Annotated in this window: 22 protein-coding genes; 15 read left to right on the forward strand and 7 right to left on the reverse strand. The window is 39.2% G+C overall.

The window, feature by feature from the left end; all coding sequences use genetic code 11:
* Window positions 1–92 precede the first annotated feature (92 nt).
* Window positions 93–944, forward strand: a complete 852-nt coding sequence (locus tag FIU87_RS06585) for a CvfB family protein (protein ID WP_152446446.1) — start codon at window positions 93–95, stop codon at window positions 942–944.
* Window positions 945–988: 44 nt separating this feature from the next.
* Here the strand turns inward: FIU87_RS06585 and FIU87_RS06590 are convergent, their stop codons facing one another.
* Entirely contained in the window at window positions 989–1,120 is a 132-nt protein-coding gene (locus FIU87_RS06590; RefSeq protein WP_152443843.1) for a DUF3941 domain-containing protein, read from the reverse strand.
* A 58-nt stretch (window positions 1,121–1,178) separates the two neighbouring features.
* Entirely contained in the window at window positions 1,179–2,045 is an 867-nt protein-coding gene (locus tag FIU87_RS06595) for a DegV family protein (protein ID WP_152443844.1), read from the reverse strand.
* 199 nt (window positions 2,046–2,244) lie between these two features.
* Between FIU87_RS06595 and FIU87_RS06600 the strand changes: the two genes are divergently transcribed.
* Complete coding sequence (locus tag FIU87_RS06600; RefSeq protein ID WP_253905527.1) at window positions 2,245–3,105, forward strand: YitT family protein; 861 nt, start codon at window positions 2,245–2,247, stop codon at window positions 3,103–3,105.
* A gap of 44 nt (window positions 3,106–3,149) precedes the next feature.
* Here the strand turns inward: FIU87_RS06600 and FIU87_RS06605 are convergent, their stop codons facing one another.
* The 3 genes from FIU87_RS06605 to FIU87_RS06610 all read right to left on the reverse strand — a co-directional run bounded on the left by FIU87_RS06605 (window position 3,150) and on the right by FIU87_RS06610 (window position 4,412).
* Window positions 3,150–3,359 carry a DUF3813 domain-containing protein gene (locus tag FIU87_RS06605; RefSeq protein ID WP_152443845.1) on the reverse strand — a complete coding sequence of 70 codons (210 nt, stop codon included), beginning with the start codon at window positions 3,357–3,359 and terminating at the stop codon, window positions 3,150–3,152.
* Window positions 3,360–3,361: 2 nt separating this feature from the next.
* Complete coding sequence (locus tag FIU87_RS20970; RefSeq protein WP_172970979.1) at window positions 3,362–3,514, reverse strand: hypothetical protein; 153 nt, start codon at window positions 3,512–3,514, stop codon at window positions 3,362–3,364.
* A gap of 91 nt (window positions 3,515–3,605) precedes the next feature.
* The gene (locus FIU87_RS06610) at window positions 3,606–4,412 is read right to left on the reverse strand and encodes a Cof-type HAD-IIB family hydrolase (protein ID WP_152443846.1); all 807 of its coding nucleotides are present in this window, start codon (window positions 4,410–4,412) and stop codon (window positions 3,606–3,608) included.
* A gap of 304 nt (window positions 4,413–4,716) precedes the next feature.
* Between FIU87_RS06610 and FIU87_RS06615 the strand changes: the two genes are divergently transcribed.
* From FIU87_RS06615 to clpB, 5 genes are all read left to right on the forward strand, one after another.
* Window positions 4,717–5,523 carry an alpha/beta fold hydrolase gene (locus tag FIU87_RS06615; RefSeq protein WP_152443847.1) on the forward strand — a complete coding sequence of 269 codons (807 nt, stop codon included), beginning with the start codon at window positions 4,717–4,719 and terminating at the stop codon, window positions 5,521–5,523.
* Complete coding sequence (locus FIU87_RS06620) at window positions 5,501–5,812, forward strand: metal-sulfur cluster assembly factor (protein ID WP_152443848.1); 312 nt, start codon at window positions 5,501–5,503, stop codon at window positions 5,810–5,812. Before FIU87_RS06615 ends, FIU87_RS06620 begins: the two co-directional genes overlap by 23 nt.
* Before the next feature lie 22 nt (window positions 5,813–5,834).
* On the forward strand, window positions 5,835–6,173 hold the full coding sequence (locus tag FIU87_RS06625) for a DsrE family protein (protein WP_152443849.1): 339 nt from the start codon (window positions 5,835–5,837) through the stop codon (window positions 6,171–6,173).
* Window positions 6,174–6,275: 102 nt separating this feature from the next.
* Window positions 6,276–6,455, forward strand: a complete 180-nt coding sequence (locus FIU87_RS06630; protein ID WP_152443850.1) for a YjzC family protein — start codon at window positions 6,276–6,278, stop codon at window positions 6,453–6,455.
* Between the two features lie 108 nt (window positions 6,456–6,563).
* On the forward strand, window positions 6,564–9,158 hold the full coding sequence (gene clpB, locus FIU87_RS06635) for an ATP-dependent chaperone ClpB (RefSeq protein ID WP_152443851.1): 2,595 nt from the start codon (window positions 6,564–6,566) through the stop codon (window positions 9,156–9,158).
* A gap of 53 nt (window positions 9,159–9,211) precedes the next feature.
* Here the strand turns inward: clpB and FIU87_RS06640 are convergent, their stop codons facing one another.
* Entirely contained in the window at window positions 9,212–9,394 is a 183-nt protein-coding gene (locus tag FIU87_RS06640) for a YjzD family protein (RefSeq protein WP_152443852.1), read from the reverse strand.
* Window positions 9,395–9,665: 271 nt separating this feature from the next.
* Here FIU87_RS06640 and FIU87_RS06645 point away from each other — a divergent pair, with 271 nt between their 5' ends.
* From FIU87_RS06645 to FIU87_RS06655, 3 genes are all read left to right on the forward strand, one after another.
* Window positions 9,666–10,415, forward strand: a complete 750-nt coding sequence (locus tag FIU87_RS06645) for an alpha/beta hydrolase family protein (RefSeq protein WP_253905528.1) — start codon at window positions 9,666–9,668, stop codon at window positions 10,413–10,415.
* 54 nt (window positions 10,416–10,469) lie between these two features.
* Window positions 10,470–11,054: a hypothetical protein gene (locus tag FIU87_RS06650; protein ID WP_152443853.1), complete on the forward strand. Its 585-nt coding sequence runs from the start codon at window positions 10,470–10,472 to the stop codon at window positions 11,052–11,054.
* A 153-nt stretch (window positions 11,055–11,207) separates the two neighbouring features.
* Window positions 11,208–12,167: a BMP family ABC transporter substrate-binding protein gene (locus tag FIU87_RS06655; RefSeq protein ID WP_152446449.1), complete on the forward strand. Its 960-nt coding sequence runs from the start codon at window positions 11,208–11,210 to the stop codon at window positions 12,165–12,167.
* 39 nt (window positions 12,168–12,206) lie between these two features.
* Here FIU87_RS06655 and FIU87_RS06660 read toward each other — a convergent pair whose 3' ends face one another.
* Window positions 12,207–12,440: a hypothetical protein gene (locus FIU87_RS06660; RefSeq protein WP_152443854.1), complete on the reverse strand. Its 234-nt coding sequence runs from the start codon at window positions 12,438–12,440 to the stop codon at window positions 12,207–12,209.
* A 231-nt stretch (window positions 12,441–12,671) separates the two neighbouring features.
* On the opposite strand from FIU87_RS06660, the gene FIU87_RS06665 reads away from it, so the two are divergent.
* The 5 genes from FIU87_RS06665 to FIU87_RS06685 all read left to right on the forward strand — a co-directional run bounded on the left by FIU87_RS06665 (window position 12,672) and on the right by FIU87_RS06685 (window position 18,416).
* Window positions 12,672–13,604, forward strand: coding sequence for a beta-ketoacyl-ACP synthase III (locus tag FIU87_RS06665; protein ID WP_152443855.1), 933 nt, complete (start codon window positions 12,672–12,674; stop codon window positions 13,602–13,604).
* A 262-nt stretch (window positions 13,605–13,866) separates the two neighbouring features.
* Window positions 13,867–15,105, forward strand: coding sequence for a beta-ketoacyl-ACP synthase II (gene fabF / locus FIU87_RS06670; RefSeq protein ID WP_152446450.1), 1,239 nt, complete (start codon window positions 13,867–13,869; stop codon window positions 15,103–15,105).
* A 118-nt stretch (window positions 15,106–15,223) separates the two neighbouring features.
* Entirely contained in the window at window positions 15,224–16,006 is a 783-nt protein-coding gene (locus tag FIU87_RS06675; RefSeq protein ID WP_152443856.1) for a DUF2268 domain-containing putative Zn-dependent protease, read from the forward strand.
* A gap of 407 nt (window positions 16,007–16,413) precedes the next feature.
* The gene (locus FIU87_RS06680; protein WP_152443857.1) at window positions 16,414–17,394 is read left to right on the forward strand and encodes an ABC transporter ATP-binding protein; all 981 of its coding nucleotides are present in this window, start codon (window positions 16,414–16,416) and stop codon (window positions 17,392–17,394) included.
* A complete protein-coding gene (locus FIU87_RS06685) occupies window positions 17,394–18,416 on the forward strand; it encodes an ABC transporter ATP-binding protein (protein ID WP_152443858.1) in 1,023 nt (340 codons plus the stop codon). The genes FIU87_RS06680 and FIU87_RS06685 overlap by 1 nt, the downstream gene beginning before the upstream one ends.
* The last annotated feature ends 93 nt before the right edge of the window (window positions 18,417–18,509 follow it).

The raw sequence follows: 18,509 nt of genomic DNA on the forward strand, positions 1-18,509 counted from the left end.
AATTATAGTAGAATGAAGCGATTTGGACAACAGAAGGAAAGTCATGTACACTCTACATATAATAAGCGTGAAAGGATAGGAAATACACAATGATGGAAACAGGTACGGTATTAGAATTAACAGTAGACCGGGAAACGCCGCTAGGATATATGCTTACAGATGGAGAAGAAACTATTTTGTTACACCGAAACGAAGCAACAAGGGAATTAGCAGAAGATGAAACAGTAGAAGTTTTCCTATATTCAGATCAAAAAAGTAGGATCACTGCAACGATGACTATCCCTAAAGGACTTAATGGGCATGAATGGGTGGAGGTCGTGGAAGTTCTCCCTGGCTTAGGTGCATTCGTGCATATTGGGATTGCAAAAGACGCGCTTATTCCATCCGATGACTTACCTGTGTTTGAAGATATTTGGCCGCAGGTTGGGGATCAGCTATTATGCAGGGTGAAAACAGATCGAAGAGGGAAATTGATTGGAAAGCTTGCCACTCAGGATGTGATGCTAGATCGTTCCATCAAGGCCCCGTCGAATCTGTTAAATAACAATATTCAAGGAACGATTTATCGCCTATTAAAAGTTGGTAGCTATATGATCACCAATGAAGGCTATGTGGGATTCATTCATCACTCAGAGCGTAAAGAAGAGCCAAGGCTGGGAAAAGTAGTAGAAGGCCGTGTGATTGACGTGAAAGAAGATGGAACGATTAATGTTTCTTTAATGCCAAGAAAACAGGATGCCATGGATGATGACTCCAAAATTATCATGGAGTATTTGGAAGCTCGTGGTGGTGCGATGCCGTATAGCGATAAAAGTGCTCCTGAAGATATTTTGGAACGATTCCAGATAAGCAAGGGTGCCTTTAAACGCGCAATGGGGAAATTAATGAAAGACGGGCTTGTTACACAGTCTGAGGGCTGGACATATAAGAAAAAAGAAGAATAAATTCACGTAAAAAAGCCGCCAGATGAAAAGGCGGCTTTTGCATATTATAGATGATCCGTTTTTTTGGAGAATTGACGCTCTCCCTTTTGTTCATTCTTCTCACGCTGCATGTTTTTTTCATGGCGCTTGGCATTATTGTCTTGTGCTTTTTTGTCGTTATCGCTTGTATGTGGCATGTGAAAAACCTACCCCTTTCTGTTAATGATAGGAGTAGGTTTTCCAAGAGTTAAAAACTTATGCTTTTTTGTCATTAAGGAAAAAGAGGGCAATTGTTCCTGGTCCAGCATGTGCACCAACAGCAGAACCGATGGAAGTAATAGTGAACTCATGGGAACCTTCGAGTTTTTCTTCTATCATCGCCTTTAATGCAAGAGCTGTTTCCTCGTCATCACCATGGCTTATGCCAATCCGTTGATTTGTTTTGAGGAAGCCGTTTCTCTCCACCATAACCTCTACCATACGGCGTAATACTTTCTTACGGCCGCGAATCTTTTCCAACGGGATGAGTTTTCCTTCTTCCATGTGGAGTAGTGGTTTGATGTTTAGTAAGCCACCAACGAATGCAGACGCCTTACTGACACGGCCACCACGTGCTAGGTACTCGAGGTTATCCACCGTGAAGACGTGCTCCATATGAGTAATGTCAAAGCGGACAGATTCAAGGATGTCATCCTTCGTGGCGTTACGCTTCGCCATCTCAACAGCCTTCTTCACAACAAGGCCGTAGCCAAGGGAGGCACATTTCGAGTCTATGATTGTTAAATCAAGCTCTGGGAACTCTTCTTGTACTTCCTTTTGCATCAATACTGCCGTGGAGTATGTACCAGATAGCTCGGAAGAAAAAGCAATATAAATGGCTGTTTCTTTCTTTTCAGCAATTTCCGTAAAAAGCTTCTTCATCTGAGCTGGGGATGCTTGTGAGGTTTTGACGACTTGTCCTCCTCGCATCGCATCGTAAACTTGCTGAGAATCAATTGTGACCATATCCTCATATTCCTTATCAGCAAACAGTACTTTTAGCGGAAGTAGATCCACTTTTTCTGTTGAAAAAAAATCTTTTGGTAAGTCTGAGGCACTATCCGCAATTATTCTTATTGTCATTTTGTCACCTTCTTTACTATACTTACAAGCATGAGGTTTTTATGAAGGAAAAAATGTTTGGAAGACATGCTTCTTTTTTAAGTGTATCTATTAATGGCAATCTCTTCAAGAATCAAATTCAAGTTTCTCGTTTCAGAAGGGTAAAAAGAGGCAAAATACATAAAATAAGACTGGCGTGTAGTAGGAGGCTTACGGTGATATGAATGATTTGAGTTTAAGCATGCAGCAGCATGTGAAAAAGGTGTTAATTGTATTAGTAGGGGCTTTGTTAAATGCGATTGCCATGAATTTCTTTTTAATCCCTGCAGATGTCTATGCAAGCGGATTTACTGGCGTAGCACAGCTAATATTTAGAATTTCAGAGGATTTTTTGCCTTTTACCATTTCAACAGGAGTTACGTTATTGTTATTAAACATTCCTGTTACAATATTGGCATGGAAAAAGGTAGGCAGATCCTTTACGGTCTATAGTTTTTTGAGTGTTTTGTTAATGAGTATTTTTTTAGAAATCGTTCCTATTTATCGTTTTAATGAAGATATTTTACTTAACGCGGTGTTTGGCGGAGTTATTGCTGCTGTGGGGGTAGGCCTTACGCTGAAATGGGGAGCCTCTACAGGTGGTCTTGATATTATCGCAATGATCTTGTCGCGGATGAAGGATAAACCTGTAGGCACTTATTTTTTTGCATTAAATGCGATTATCATTTTGACGGCAGGTATTGTGTTTGGGTGGGAAAAAGCACTGTACACACTCGTAACCCTTTATGCCTCAACACGTGTCATTGATGCGATTCACACTCGTCATGAGAAGCTAACGGCGATGATTGTCACGAAAAAAGGACAGGCTGTTAAGGAAGCGATTCATGCTAGGCTTGTGCGTGGAATTACGTCTGTACCTGCACGGGGAACGTTTACTGGCGAAGATAAGGAAATGCTGATGATCGTTATTACTAGGTATGAATTGTACGACTTGGAGCGGATTTTGAAGGATGCAGATCCACAAGCATTTACTAACATCGTGCAAACAGCTGGAATCTTTGGATTTTTCCGTAGAGATTAATACGAAAAAGCGCAAAAGCATAGGTAGCTTTTGCGCTTTTTATATTAGTGCTTTTTTTGGTTATTGCTGAAAAGTTCTTCTTGCAATTCATGAAGCTGTGCTTTTTCAGCTTCAGAGGAATTTGCATAAGCAGAGGATAATGCGTTTTTAGCAATGCTCATCGAATGTTCATTATGCTCTGAAGAACTATGTTCCCGTCCATTCAGAACATTACGCACAGCATCACGGGCAGCTTGAAATAACTGATTTCCCATCCTTATATCCCTCCGAGTGAATCTCGTTCGGCTCTTTGTGCTTTACGGGATTCCGACTCTTCCATGGTTTGGTGGTAAGGGATTTGTTGATCATGAAGCTGTACTGAGTTTTTACCTTGTTGAACAAAGCGTTTAGATTTGCTGCTTCTACCCATTATAAAGCCCCCCTTTTCAACTTGGACGAAAGCTATGTCCACTATGTAGTGTTCGTTAGATTGTCAAAAATATTATGGGCAATAATTGGGCTTACAGATTCAGCTTCTTTTCTAAAAATACGGCAATACCGTCCTCTTCGTTTGAAAGGGTAATTTCATTCGCCTTCTCTTTTAGACCATGGATGGCATTCCCCATCGCAACACCAGTACCTGCATATTCAATCATTTCGTAATCATTGTCCTCATCACCAAATGCAATGATATTTTGCTGTGAAATGCCAAAATGCTTGGCAACTCTTTGCAAACCAACTGCTTTGTTCATCCCTGTGCGCACTAATTCAATAACATGCCACGGAGCAGCCCAGCGTCTATGATCAATCACTTCTGCATGAACTTCCGATAAGTATTTGCGAATTTTAGGCACTTCTTCTTCACTAGCATGAATTAAAATACAGGTTGGATCTTTTTTTAGTACGTTTCTTAAGTCGCCTGTTTCAATTTTTGGATTGCCAAACCCGAAAATATCTAATAATTTCTCGTCATGGAAATGAAAATACACATCATCCATTACTTCAGCCAAAATGTTATGAATGTGGTATTTTTCACTCACTTCAATGATTTCCTTCACGGTTTCAATAGAGAGTGGTTCGTGGTAAATACCCCACTCATCATTGCCAGGAAAATGAACAAAGGCCCCATTGAAGTTCACAATAGGAGTGTTCAGATTCAATTCTTCGTAGTACATGATACTTGCTCGATATGGTCTGCCTGTTGCAATAACAACCTCATGTCCTTGCTCCATTGCTTTCGTTAAAGCTGTTTTGTTGCGTTTGGAAATTCTTTTATCATCTGTTAATAATGTCCCGTCTAAATCTACTGCTATCAGATGCTTCTCCACGTTATCGATTCCCCTTTATTGGTAATAGTAGTTTAACTATCTAAAAAGCATACTCACAGCGTCCAGCTCCATGCGCCAGCGACTAGCAAACTTCCCTCGCCTCCTTACGATAAGGCAACATCGACGCTTGAGCTCTTCGTGTTTTCTTTATCTCATACGGCTCAGTCCAGTTTGTACGTCGCAAAGCGGGCGCATTCCGCTTTTGTATTTCAAGTGTAACCTTTTTTAATTTTCCTTGTCCACATGTTACACTAGACAAGAAGTGTTAAAAGGAAAAATAGACCAAAATCATGGAGGTTAAAAAATGATCAATGTAGAGAAGCAAAGCACTGGTGCGGTTTCTTTTTTACATATCTGTCAGGCAGATTCCTTTTCAGAAAAGAAACCAACCGTTATCTTTATACATGGGTTCCAAAGTGTAAAAGAAAATAATTTACATTATGCTTACCTCCTTGCTGAAAAAGGGTTCCGTGTGATTTTGCCGGACTGCATTTATCATGGGGACCGTGATAGTGGATTGAATAGCGAAGGAATGATGCAGGCTTTTTGGGAAATCGTCATTCAAACTATTCATGAAATACAAGTACTAAAAGACTACCTTGATGCGAGGGGATTAGCAGAAGATGTTGGGGTAGCTGGGACTTCAATGGGGGGAATAGTCACTTTTGGTGCATTAAAACGTTATCCTTGGATTAAAGCAGCAGTAAGCTTGATGGGTTGCCCAAGCTATCAGGAATTTGCTCAATGGAAAATTGATAAAGTGGTGGAGACAGGATTTGTGTTGCCGTTTTCACCTGAGCAAGTGAAAGGTTATATTACAAAGCTTGAACCGTATGATTTAGCGGTTGAAGCGCATCTTTTAGACGAAAGACCACTGCTTTGCTGGCACGGAAAACAGGACAATGAAGTGCCAATTGATCCACTATTAACGTTTGTAAATCAAATTAAAGGCTATTATAAAAATGTACCAGAACATTTGAAAGTAATGGTAGACGATTATGCTGACCATAAAGTATCAAGAGACGGTGTCCTTGCAGCGGTAAATTGGTTTGCCATGCATTTAAAACAAGAAAAGAAGGAGCGATATCATGCAGGAAGCACTCAAGGATAAAATAATGGAACAATTAGAGGAAGTAGAGGACCCAGAGCTTGGTGTCGACATTGTAAACCTCGGATTGGTATATGAGGTGGATATAGACGATTCAAAAAATGTGGAAGTAACGATGACACTCACTTCCATCGGCTGCCCACTTGCAGGAGAAATTGTGGAGGATGTAAAAAAGAAGCTTGCTCCACTTGAGGAAGTTAACGATGTTCATGTGAATATTACTTTTAATCCGCCTTGGAGCAAGGATCGGATGTCAAGACTCGCCAAAATTGCCTTAAATGTAACAGACTAACTACATAAGGGAGAGGTGAAGCATGAAAAACAAAGTAGTACTTGTAAGCTCAAACAGGTTGGGAAATGGAGATGAAGCGCTTGGGGAAGGGGTACTTGAAACTTTTTTTACCATCCTAAAGCAACAAGATGAGAAACCACAAGCAATATTTTTAATGAATACAGGCGTTTTCACGTTAACCGAAGAATCTTACGTTTCCGTTCATTTAAAGGAAATTCATGAAGCGGGGGTCCCTGTTTATGCCTGCAAAACGTGTGTAGATCATTATCAGGTTGAAGAAAAGCTTATAAGCGGGGAAATCAGTGGAATGGGACATTTTATAGAACTAGCAAGTAAACATGAGGTGTTGACAATTAGCTAAGCTATCATGAAACCTTCACTTTTGGGAATGCTATAGTCGAGATGATTTCATCTCACGCATTACATTCTTGCACATATGCTTCTCAAAATAGGAGGGAATCGAATGGGCCAGAATCAGCAATTTAAAGCTGGACAAAAAGCACCTAACAACGGTATTTATTTGGAAATTGGGGAAACCGGAAGCGGCGTGAAAAACCCGCAAAAGATTCACATGAAAGCGGGCGACACTTTCCCGGAAAACTCCAACCATAACCGTTTATGGGCCAAAAAGCGACGTCCATAAATTTTAGGTCATCCTCTTTGTGGGGGTGGCTTTTTTCAATCAAACAAACGGAACTTTTCCTTTTCAGTCTCGTATTAAAACGTACTACCAAAAAGGAGTGGTTTACCCTTGAACCTAAATGAGATGACAACCAAGCTCCAGGAAGCAATTGTCATGGCCAAAAGCATTGCAGAAAACCACCAGCACCAACAAATAGAGCATGAACACCTTTTTCTAGCCTTACTTCAACAACATGAGGGTTTAACAGAAAGAATTATTCTCTATATGAAGGAGGATCCACAACAATTAAAAAACAAGGTAATAGAACTGCTCGCCTTAAAACCTGAGGTTAGTGGCAGTACCCAGGAAGCCTACATAAGTACAGCATTACAAACAGTATTCAAACAAGCAAAGGAGTATGAACAAGAATGGGAAGACGAGTATCTTTCTGTAGAGCATGTCCTTTTGGCTTTATTGAAAACTGCTGCATCCACCCACCATTTTCAAAAGCTGCTTCAAATGTATCAATTGACTGAAACTAGAGTGTACCAAGCGATAAAGGAAATAAGGGGGAACCAGCGCGTGACGTCAAAAGAGCCAGAATCAACCTATGAGGCGTTAAAAAAATATGGTAGAGACTTGGTAGAAGAGGTGAAAAGCGGCAAGCTTGACCCAGTTATTGGCCGTGATCAAGAAATTCGCAGAGTGATAAGAATACTCTCCAGGAAGACAAAAAATAATCCCGTTCTTATAGGAGAACCAGGAGTAGGGAAAACAGCAATTGTCGAGGGGCTTGCTCAGCGAATTGTCAGAAGGGATGTACCAGATGGTCTTAAAGATAAAACGATTTTTTCCTTGGATTTAAGCTCCCTTGTGGCAGGCGCAAAGTACCGAGGAGAATTTGAAGAGCGTCTTAAGGCGGTCTTGCAAGAAATTAAAAAAAGTGATGGCCGAATTCTTTTGTTTATTGATGAGCTTCATACCATTGTTGGAGCGGGGAAAACAGAAGGATCGATGGATGCAGGGAATATGTTAAAGCCAATGCTAGCCAGAGGAGAGCTGCATTGCATTGGTGCTACCACATTAAACGAGCACCGCCAATACATTGAAAAAGATCCGGCATTAGAAAGACGCTTTCAGCAGGTATTGGTTCAAGAGCCTACTGTAGAAGATACTATTTCGATTTTACGTGGATTAAAGGAACGTTTTGAAATTCACCATGGTGTGAACATTCACGACAGAGCGATAGTATCCGCTGCTACCTTATCCAATCGATATATTTCCGAACGCTTCTTACCAGATAAGGCAATCGATTTGGTTGATGAAGCGTGTGCCATGATTCGCACAGAGATTGATTCGATGCCAACGGAATTGGATGAGGTTACGAGAAAAGTAATGAGGCTTGAAATTGAAGAAGCAGCATTAAAAAAAGAACAAGACCAAGCGAGCATAGAAAGATTAGCATCTCTTCAGGCTGAACTTGCTAATCTAAAGGAAAAAGCGACCTCCATGACAACGAAATGGGAGCTTGAAAAGAAGGATATTCAAGAGATTCGCGAAAAACGTGAAGAGCTTGAAAAAGTAAAAAGGGAGTTAGAGGCTGCTGAAAACGATTATGACTTAAATAAGGCGGCTGAGTTACGGCACGGGAAAATACCAACAATCGAAAAAGAAATATCCGAGCTCGAAGAAAAGGCAAAAAGAAAAAAGGAAACGAGCCAGCTCCTACGTGAAGAAGTTCGGGAAGAAGAAATTGCCCAAATAGTTGCAAAGTGGACTGGCATCCCAGTCACTAAGCTTGTGGAAGGAGAACGAGAAAAGCTATTAAAACTAGAAGAAATTCTCCACAAGCGGGTAGTAGGGCAGGAAGAAGCGGTGCAGCTTGTCTCTGAAGCTGTAATCAGAGCAAGGGCCGGAATTAAAGATCCTAATCGTCCTATTGGCTCCTTTATTTTCCTTGGTCCAACGGGAGTGGGTAAAACAGAGCTTGCCAGAGCTTTAGCACAGTCGCTGTTTGACAGTGAAGAACAATTAATACGAATAGATATGTCTGAATACATGGAAAAACATGCCGTATCAAGGCTAATTGGGGCACCACCAGGCTATGTAGGGTATGAAGAGGGAGGTCAACTAACAGAAGCTGTCCGCCGAAAGCCGTATTCGGTCCTTCTTTTAGATGAGATTGAAAAAGCCCATCCTGAAGTTTTCAACCTGCTTTTACAGATGCTTGATGATGGAAGAATAACAGATTCTCAAGGGAAAACGGTTGATTTTAAAAATACAGTTATTATTATGACTTCAAATATTGGCTCCCATTTTTTACTCGAACAAGTGAAGGAGGACATATCCGAAGAAACAAAAGAGAAAGTCATGCAGCAACTCCGCTCCCATTTTAGGCCAGAGCTTCTTAACCGAATAGATGACACCGTAATATTTTCTCCTCTATCAGAGAAACAAATTGCCTTGATTGTAGAAAAGCTTATTAGCGATCTCCAAGGAAGGCTTGAGGATAAGCATATGGAATTGACATTAACAGAGGAGGCAAAAAAATTTATTGCCACCAACGCTTATGATCCCGTTTATGGTGCGAGGCCATTAAAGAGGTTTATACAAAAGCATATAGAAACATTGATAGCCAAGGAAATAATCAAAGGGTCAATTCAAGATTTCCAAAAAATTATTATTGGGTTAGAAGAAGGAAAACTAGTTATCTTTGACAAATAAATAGAGATAGAAAAAAGAACTTGTTCCTGAGAACAAGTTCTTTTCAATCATCATTAATGTTTCTCAACAGGCTCGTTTGGTAACGCTTCCCCGATAAGAATAACAATACCAGCAAAAACAACAGCAATGATAGAAGCTAATACGTAGTTGTATGTATCACCCTGCATGTTTGCAACCACATATGATAACATGTTTATTAAAAGAAGTGACCAAAACAATGTCCAAAATACGCGCATGATAATATGTCCCCTCCGTTCCTTCGTTCATTTTCACTATACTTATTCATCGGATATTTTACCACAATAGGAACATATAATAAATGTAAATATGTTTAGATTTTTTGAATTATGGGTTGGTAAATGATGAATGATGGCCTTTATGGTAAAATTGGCACCAAATAATCGTAGCTACATCCCATGGCCCAGGTAAAATAAGTCTTTCGCCTTTAGCAGAAGAAGAAATACATACATAGCATATGTTATATAAGTACGTGGACTGGAGGACTGGATGAGAACAATGAGCTTAAATCAACGATTTTTTCAACTTGGCGGTCAGTGGAATGCTGTTCATGTTCCAGAAAAACCAAACGGCTTCGGTGTTCTTATTATTGGAGATGCAAATCATTTTGTAGATCCGCATAATAGCCTTTGGTTACAGCATATTGGCAGAAAGAAAATAATAGAGGAAATTTTACAATGCGGGTACACTCTTTTCTATTCGAATTTGTTTGGAGCGCATTGGGGGAGTAAGCAATCCGTCATTCATGCTAAACAGCTTTATCATATTATTTTAAAGCAAGAAATTCTAAATGATAAAATTCATATTTTAGCAGAAGGAATGGGGGCATTAACGGCCTTACAGCTGATGGAGGAGTTACAAGAGAACCTGCGCTCGGCAGCCTTTATCAATCCTTGTTTGGATGTAAAAGCGCAGTTGTCACATGAAAAAGACCGGAAATTCTTTTATAAAAAAGTAAAGAATGAATTATCCAAAGCCTATCAGGTACCAGTGAAGGAATTGGAAGAATATGAGGGGTTCCCAGATTTAAATTCTTTTGAGAAAAGCTCCACACCTATAAAGATTTGGCAAACTACTACTAATTTCACTTATGACCCAAGACTGCATTGTAAACGTTTTGAGGAATTAAGAGAAAAACAACAAAAACCAATTGCGGTCACCTATCACCTAGTGGAAAAAAGATATTCCTACGGTCCATCCATATGCCAGTTTTTTCATAAACATGAGCAGGAATTATAATTAGTCCCATTTCATACCATGTGAAATAGGGACTATTATTATGGGTAAAAGCATATGGATACAGTAAAAGTAAGGAAGAGTGGAGTGGGGATAATGAAAAATGCAGTGGTGATTGGTGCCACCTCACATGTTGGATTAGCTGTTTGCCAGGAATTGATTGCTAAAGAGGTGGAAGTAACAGGTTTTGAACGATTAGAACGGATGGATGCCTCAGCTGAAGAACGGTTAATGGGGATTGGAAGGAATGCTTTTTTTCATATGAATAGGAATCAAAACGCTGATGAGACCTCTTATGAGACAGCGTTTTACTTTGTCGATGAAAATACAAAAGAGGATAACGAGATAATCGATGCGTATCTTGAAAACAGCTCCAAACTTTTAATTATTTCAAAATATAGTAGAAAAAATTTAGAAAGAAAGATTCTTCAGGAAAAGAACATAAAAAAACCAAATTGTTCTATTTATCTTCCAGAAATTTATGAACCATTGGAAACAGATGTATCTAGCGATTTAGAACTGGAAGAAAAGTATGAAACCATTTATGTAGAAAATGCGGCAGCGGCCATTTGTAAAATTGCACAAGAAACATTGGAATCAAAACAATATTTACTATTACCCCTAACATACAAAAAGAAATAGAGGGTTAATATCCATTTTACAGTCACAGTTAAATAGCCTGTGGCTAGAAAATGGATATTTTCGCTTTTCCTTTTATCGAACAACATGTACAATATTAATGTAATAATGGGAAACAGAGGGGTGTTCCTTTTTGAAGGATGGGGTGTTACATTCATGAAAAGAACATTAATGCTATTTATATCTATCATATTTATTCTTTTTTTATCCGTTGCATGTGGACAATCTGTTCCAAGTGTAGAAGAACAAAAAGTTGGTTTATTAGTTCCGGATAGCATCAATGACCAGGTATGGGGAACGAAAGGCTATAAGGGATTATTGCGAATACAAACGGAATATGAAGTGGACGTTTATTATCAAGAAGGCATACATACTGATCAAGCGATAAAGAAATCCGTCAAAGAATTTCACAAAGATGGAGTTACTTTAATTTTTGGCCACGGAAGCGAATATGCAAAAGCCTTTAATTCTATCGCAAAAGATTATCCAGACATTCATTTTGTTTGCTTCAATTCTGATGTTCGTGGCGATAATGTTACCAGCTTGAATTTCGAATCAAATGCAATGGGCTTTTTTGGAGGAATGGTAGCTGGGCAGATGACACAATCAAATAATGTGGGCATTATTGCTGCTTTTGAATGGCAGCCTGAAGTAAATGGTTTCTTTGAAGGAGTTTTGCATGAGAACCCAGATGCAAGGGTACTAATTGATTATACTCAAGATTGGAATGACCCTGATAAGGCTTTAATCGCCTTGCAAGACATGATGAATAAAGGGGTAGACGTTGTTTATCCTGCTGGTGATGGCTTTAATGTGCCTGTTATCAATACGTTAAAAGAAAATGGCCTTTTAGCTGTGGGGTATGTTTCCGATCAATCGGATCTTGGTGAAAACACCGTCCTTACAAGCACGGTACAGCATGTTCCTGCATTATATGAGTTAGTAGCCAAGAGGCACTTTCTTGGTGAGTTAAAGGGTGGAAATCAATACTTTGACTTTAAGGATGATGTCATTTCACTCGGTAAATTTAGTCCATTGGTTAGTGAAGACTATCAAAAATCAATGCAGCAACAAATTAACAGATATAAAGAATCTGGCAAATTGCCTAATGAATAGAAAAAGCGAAGGTCTGCTCTCAAGGAGCAGACCTTTTCATTATTTATTTTTAAAGTAATCCAGAAGCGGTGAAAAATCTTTTAACATTGGCTTAAGTTTATTCACAGAATCCATAATGGAATCTACTTGTTCCATCAATGTTTCATAGTCATCGCCTAGCTTTTTTTCTTCAGCTGGTACCTTTGTTTCCTGTCTCGGTCCCCCACCAAACATCAGCCTCGTGAATGGATCTACCTCTTGACTATCTTGATTGCTATTGCCGTCATTACTCATGTTCTCACCTCACAGAATGAAGCTATTTTCTTCCCTTGACCATATTGTATGCACCCAATGTAAAACTGGCTGGGTATTAGTCCAAAAATGTAAATTAGCCTTAAATTAGGCAGTTACATATTGTCAATAAGAAAGGAATAAGTTAATATTAGTACCAAGTCATAATATTTGATAATAACAATCGTGGCATGCTAAAATGCTACAGATTCCAGAAAGACAGGTGTTAAGTCTATGAATGCAGGGATACTAGGGATTGGAAGATATGTACCAGAAAAAATACTCACAAATGCTGATTTAGAAAAAATAGTAGATACGACAGATGAATGGATAAAAACGAGAACAGGAATAGAAGAACGCAGGATTGCAAGTGAGGATATCGATACGTCTCATATGGCTTTCTTTGCAGCGGAGAAGGCGTTAAAGGATGCTGGAATAAGCGCAGAAGAATTAGATATGATAATTGTAGCAACCGTCACGCCGGATAATCCATTTCCATCTGTTGCTTGCATGATACAGGAGCGGCTTGGTGCCAAAAAAGCGTGTGCGTTTGATATGAGCGCTGCCTGTGCTGGTTTTATGTATGGAGTGATTACTGGAAAACAGTTTATTGAGGCAGGAACCTATAAACATGTTTTAGTAGTTGGAGTAGAAAAACTATCAAAAATTGTAGACTGGGAAGATCGTAATACTGCTGTTCTATTTGGTGATGGCGCTGGTGCCGCTGTTTTAGGACCAGTCTCAGAAGGCAGAGGAATTCTATCCTTTGAACTTGGGGCAGATGGTACAGGCGCTAAGCATCTTTACCAGGATGAAACCATTATAATGAATGGCAGAGAAGTTTTTAAATTTGCCGTTCGCCAAATGGGAGAATCGGCAGTAAATGTCTTAGAGAAAGCTGGTTTATCTAAAGAAGATGTTGATTTTCTCATTCCTCATCAAGCGAATATAAGGATAATGGAAGCGGCCAGAGAGAGACTTGGATTGCCAATGGAAAAAATGTCCATGACGGTTCACAAATATGGCAATACTTCCGCTGCATCTATTCCTATTTCTATTGTGGAAGAGGTGGAGAATGGTAAAATACATGACGATGATTTAATTGTTATGGTAGGATTTGGTGGAGGCCTTACATGGGGCGCCATCGCAATTCGTTGGGGGAAATAAATATTCTAATGATTGGCTTATTGAAAGATGCAGGCTGATATTAAGAAGTTTTCTAGCTGTTGATTGTAGCAAAGGCGGAGACTCTTTTCGGGAATGAAGCGAAACCCAGAGGCGTAGCCTTTTGCAAAGGAGGCTTACAAATTCGATCGCCCCGAGGACGAGGAGCCATTTGCAAAGATCAACAACGGTGTTCAATAGAACAAAAAATTTTATAAATAAATGATAAAGAGGATAAGCTTGAAAGGAGCTAATTAACATGCAAATGCCGAAAAAACGCGTAGTTGTTACAGGAATGGGGGCTATCACTCCTATCGGTTTAAATGTAAATGAAGCATGGCAAAATGCGATAAATGGAGTATCTGGAATTACCAATCTAACAAGAGTTGATAGTGAAAAATTCCCTGCAAAAGTGGCTGCGGAAATTAAGGATTTTAATGCCGAAGAGTTTATGGATAAAAAAGAAGCAAGAAAAATGGACCGCTTTACTCAATACGCCATCGCTGCTTCCTTTATGGCAGTAAAAGATGCGAACCTAGAAATAACCGATGAAATTGCACCACGAGTGGGTGTGTGGGTTGGTTCTGGTATTGGCGGAATGGAAACCTTTGAACAACAGTATCGAACGTTTTTGGAAAAGGGAGCCCGTCGTGTGAGTCCGTTCTTTGTACCAATGATGATACCTGATATGGCAACAGGCCAAATCAGTATCGCTTTAGGAGCAAAGGGTGTTAACTCTTGTACGGTGACTGCATGTGCTACAGGAACAAATTCGATTGGGGATGCGTTTAAAGTTATTCAACGTGGTGATGCCGATGTGATGGTGTCAGGTGGAACGGAAGCTCCATTAACGGAGATGAGTTTTGCTGGCTTTAGTTCAGCCAAGGCTCTATCCTTAAACCCAGATCCTACCACTGCTAGTCGTCCATTTGATGCAAATCGTGATGGCTTCGTAATGGGAGAAGGAGCAGGAATTGTTGTCCTGGAAGAATTAGAGCATGCCTTAGCACGTGGAGCTAGAATATATGCGGAGATAGTGGGATATGGGGCAACAGGTGATGCACACCATATTACAGCTCCTGCTCCTGGCGGGGAAGGTGGCGTTCGCGCGATGAAAATGGCGATTGAAGATGCCAGCCTAACCCCAGAAGATATTGACTATATTAACGCACACGGTACAAGCACAGAATATAATGATAAGTTTGAAACGCTTGCGATTAAAGAAGTGTTTGGTTCACATGCGAAAACAGTTGCAATTAGTTCCACAAAGTCTATGACAGGGCATTTACTAGGTGCTGCAGGTGGAGTGGAAGCCATCTTTACGATTAAAGCAATTGAAAAATCCATCCTGCCTCCTACCATCAATCTTGAAACACCAGATCCTGAGTGTGATTTGGATTACGTGCCGAATGAATCAAGACAAAAAGAAGTAAGAGCAGCGATGAGCAATTCCTTAGGGTTCGGTGGTCATAACGCAACGATTGTATTTAAAAAATACGAATAAACAAAGAAAAGAGCTGTCTCCAAGTCTTGAAGAGTTGACTTGGTGGACAGCTCTTTTTTACACCTCCACCCAGTCCAAAACATACAATGAGAAAAAGATATGAAAAGGGCTGTAGAACATGAGTATCATTCATACGGACAGATGGTTAGAGGAGGACTACCACCAACCATTAAATATTTCCAAAAGGCTGTTAAAGTATTTCGAGGATGTCACAGAAGCAGAGCTTTATGATTATTTGATTATGCATGGTATGTATCGACCGTTTAAAAACGGTAAAGAAACTGTGGAGAAGCTGAAATTGCTTGATTGCTGGAATATTGTTATGAAGGAATGGCGCAGCTTAAAAAAGCTCTGGAATGGCCCTGATATACCCATCTTTATTTTTCCCTCTGATAAGTATAACCTACAAATCAAACGAGATTTTAAAGGAAAAGCAGGAGTTGCTTTTAAAGATAAGCTGTTTCTTTTTTTACCAGAGGATATTCAAGTAAATGAATTAAAGGCCTTGCTTATTCACGAGTATAATCATATATGTGTGCTGGAAAAAAACAGGAGAAAAGACGATCAATATACTTTACTTGATTCAGCACTAATAGAAGGATTAGCAGAAAGTGCTGTTTCCCATTTACTTGGGAAGGAATATACCTCAAGCTGGACGTCCTATTACTCTAATAAAGAATTAAAGAGTTTTTATGAAAAATACATTCTTCCTAATAAAGAGATAAAAAAAAGTGAGAAAAATCATATGGTGCTTCTTTACGGTAAAGGATTTTACCCAAAAATGCTCGGATATTGTGTGGGCTATTATTTAATTCAAGACATTTTAAATAAGCAATCCATCCCTTATCCAATGTTGCTTAAAAAGTCATTATCAGAAATAACGATGCTATTAGAAGAATAATTCTTTGAGGAATAGGAGAATAATGACAAAAAACAAAAATTCTAGCAAAAAAGGCTAGTTTTTTTGTTTTTTTTTGTATATAATCAGTTTTTGTAGAAGATTGTTGCTAGTTCCAATTAAAAAAATTTTTAGTTAATTTTCAAAATTAGCTTGAATTTGTAACGGAATTGTAATAATATACAAACAGACGATAATTATTTTCCGATAATTTAGTTTTTACAGTAATTTTAGTGTTAAATGACTGAAAATTTCGTAATAATCGGCATGGAAATCTATCAATCGTTACAATTAATAGATTAAAACTAGTAGAATTGTAAATTTGTAGCTTAAAGAAATTAATCTTTAATTTACATATTTAGACATCATACAGACCATGCATCGATAGAGAAAAGGATGGTGAAGGCTATATGTCAGCTTTATTAGAAGTGAGAGGCTTAAAAACTCACTTTTTTAAAAAAAAGCAAGCTATTCCAGCAGTTGATGGTGTAGATATCTCTATTAAAAAAGGGGAAACAGTCGCACTGGTTGGGGAGTCGGGATCTGGCAAGTCCATTACATCATTATCCATAATGGGTCTTGTTCCAAGTCCAGGAGGAAAAATTGTAGGTGGAGAGATTTTGTTCGATGGACAGGATTTAGTGAAACTGTCTGAAAACCAATTGTGTAAAGTTCGAGGAAATGATATCTCAATGATATTCCAAGAGCCTATGACATCGTTAAACCCCGTTTTAACAATAGGTGAACAAATTACAGAAGTGTTAGAGCTTCATCAAAAGATGACAAAAACACAAGCAATGAAAAAAGCAATAGAAATGCTTGAAGTAGTTGGATTCTCAAGAGCAGCTGAACTTGTTCATGATTATCCTCATAGGTTGTCTGGTGGTATGAGACAGAGGGTAATGATTGCGATGGCAATGAGCTGTAATCCAAAGCTTCTTATAGCGGATGAGCCTACTACAGCATTAGATGTAACGATTCAAGCTCAAATATTAGATTTAATGAAAGACTTAAGTCATAAATTTGATACTTCCATTCTTTTGATCACACACGATCTTGGGGTAGTATCAGAAGTTGCTGATAGGGTAGTTGTTATGTATTGTGGCCAGGTTGTGGAAGAAGGATCTGTTGAAGATCTGTTCGATGAGCCCTTGCACCCTTACACGACAGGTTTGATTGGGTCTATACCTGAAATTGAAGGAGAAATCACTCGATTAAACTCCATTGAAGGTAATGTCCCACCACCAACAAATCTGCCACAGGGCTGTAGATTTGCTCCACGCTGTCCGAAAGCATTCGATCGATGTCACAGCGAAATTCCTCAATTGCTGAAGCAAGGTGGAAGTCGCTCCGTTCGATGCTTCTTATACGAAGGCGAGGAGGTTAATTGATGACTGCAACTGAGAGTAAAACGGAATCTGTATTAACGGAAACAAGCTCTGATAACATTTTAGAAGTCAGAGGATTAAAGAAATATTTTCCAATTAAAGCAGGACTTTTACAAAGACATGTAGGAGATGTAAAAGCAGTTGATGATTTGAACTTCTACATAAAAAAAGGTGAAACCCTTGGTCTTGTAGGAGAGTCTGGCTGTGGGAAATCCACAACAGGCAGAACGATTATTAGATTATATGAGCCTACAGAAGGAAACATCATCTTCAAAGGCAATGATATAGCGAAGATGAGTGAAAGCGAATTAAGGAAAACGGTTAGAAAAGACATTCAAATGGTATTCCAGGACCCATTCGCTACACTAAACCCAAGAAAAACATTGCGGGCAATTTTGAAAGAGCCATATAACACCCACAATCTTTTCCCAAAGAAAGAACGCGAAGAAAAGGTGCAAGAGCTTTTAGAAAAAGTAGGATTGGATCCAAGTTTCATTAATCGCTATCCGCATGAATTCTCTGGTGGACAGCGACAAAGAATTGGGATTGCCAGAACGCTTGCGCTTAATCCTGAATTGATTATTGCGGATGAAGCTGTATCTGCACTAGATGTTTCCATTCAAGCGCAAATCATCAACCTAATGCAAGACCTACAAAGGGAAATGGGCTTGTCCTATATATTTATTTCACATGACCTCAGTGTTGTACGTCATATTAGTGACCGAGTAGGCGTAATGTATTTAGGGCGTATGATGGAACTAGCTTCTAAGAATGACCTTTATAGCGAGCCATTACATCCTTACACACAAGCATTACTTTCAGCTGTACCTTCTACAAGAAAGAAAGGCCAAGTGAAAAGAGAACGTATCGTTCTAAAGGGCGAGCTGCCAAGTCCGGCAAACCCACCTACTGGCTGTGTTTTCCATACGAGATGTCCAGCTGCAATGGATGTTTGTAAGCAAATTGTTCCTCAATTCAAAGAGGTTAAACCGGATCATTTTGTTGCTTGTCACCTATATGAATAGGTGGCAAGTACATAAAATATATACCCTTTGAAAGGGGGAGATAAGCTCAAACTATATCATTCTTTGCCTTTCATTTTCAGAACATTAAAAAAT

Origin of the sequence: Bacillus sp. THAF10 (genome assembly GCF_009363695.1) — a bacterium.
Lineage (GTDB): Bacteria > Bacillota > Bacilli > Bacillales > Bacillaceae_I > Sutcliffiella_A.

What these genes read in the sequence shown, in the direction of transcription:
- FIU87_RS06585 (WP_152446446.1), top strand. Translation starts at nt 93, where the DNA reads ATGGAAACAGGTACGGTATTAGAATTAACAGTAGACCGGGAAACGCCG.
- FIU87_RS06590 (WP_152443843.1), bottom strand. Translation starts at nt 1,120, where the DNA reads ATGCCACATACAAGCGATAACGACAAAAAAGCACAAGACAATAATGCC.
- FIU87_RS06595 (WP_152443844.1), bottom strand. Translation starts at nt 2,045, where the DNA reads ATGACAATAAGAATAATTGCGGATAGTGCCTCAGACTTACCAAAAGAT.
- FIU87_RS06600 (WP_253905527.1), top strand. Translation starts at nt 2,245, where the DNA reads ATGAATGATTTGAGTTTAAGCATGCAGCAGCATGTGAAAAAGGTGTTA.
- FIU87_RS06605 (WP_152443845.1), bottom strand. Translation starts at nt 3,359, where the DNA reads ATGGGAAATCAGTTATTTCAAGCTGCCCGTGATGCTGTGCGTAATGTT.
- FIU87_RS20970 (WP_172970979.1), bottom strand. Translation starts at nt 3,514, where the DNA reads ATGGGTAGAAGCAGCAAATCTAAACGCTTTGTTCAACAAGGTAAAAAC.
- FIU87_RS06615 (WP_152443847.1), top strand. Translation starts at nt 4,717, where the DNA reads ATGATCAATGTAGAGAAGCAAAGCACTGGTGCGGTTTCTTTTTTACAT.
- FIU87_RS06620 (WP_152443848.1), top strand. Translation starts at nt 5,501, where the DNA reads ATGCAGGAAGCACTCAAGGATAAAATAATGGAACAATTAGAGGAAGTA.
- FIU87_RS06625 (WP_152443849.1), top strand. Translation starts at nt 5,835, where the DNA reads ATGAAAAACAAAGTAGTACTTGTAAGCTCAAACAGGTTGGGAAATGGA.
- FIU87_RS06630 (WP_152443850.1), top strand. Translation starts at nt 6,276, where the DNA reads ATGGGCCAGAATCAGCAATTTAAAGCTGGACAAAAAGCACCTAACAAC.
- FIU87_RS06640 (WP_152443852.1), bottom strand. Translation starts at nt 9,394, where the DNA reads ATGCGCGTATTTTGGACATTGTTTTGGTCACTTCTTTTAATAAACATG.
- FIU87_RS06645 (WP_253905528.1), top strand. Translation starts at nt 9,666, where the DNA reads ATGAGAACAATGAGCTTAAATCAACGATTTTTTCAACTTGGCGGTCAG.
- FIU87_RS06650 (WP_152443853.1), top strand. Translation starts at nt 10,470, where the DNA reads ATGGATACAGTAAAAGTAAGGAAGAGTGGAGTGGGGATAATGAAAAAT.
- FIU87_RS06655 (WP_152446449.1), top strand. Translation starts at nt 11,208, where the DNA reads ATGAAAAGAACATTAATGCTATTTATATCTATCATATTTATTCTTTTT.
- FIU87_RS06660 (WP_152443854.1), bottom strand. Translation starts at nt 12,440, where the DNA reads ATGAGTAATGACGGCAATAGCAATCAAGATAGTCAAGAGGTAGATCCA.
- FIU87_RS06665 (WP_152443855.1), top strand. Translation starts at nt 12,672, where the DNA reads ATGAATGCAGGGATACTAGGGATTGGAAGATATGTACCAGAAAAAATA.
- fabF (WP_152446450.1), top strand. Translation starts at nt 13,867, where the DNA reads ATGCCGAAAAAACGCGTAGTTGTTACAGGAATGGGGGCTATCACTCCT.
- FIU87_RS06675 (WP_152443856.1), top strand. Translation starts at nt 15,224, where the DNA reads ATGAGTATCATTCATACGGACAGATGGTTAGAGGAGGACTACCACCAA.
- FIU87_RS06680 (WP_152443857.1), top strand. Translation starts at nt 16,414, where the DNA reads ATGTCAGCTTTATTAGAAGTGAGAGGCTTAAAAACTCACTTTTTTAAA.
- FIU87_RS06685 (WP_152443858.1), top strand. Translation starts at nt 17,394, where the DNA reads ATGACTGCAACTGAGAGTAAAACGGAATCTGTATTAACGGAAACAAGC.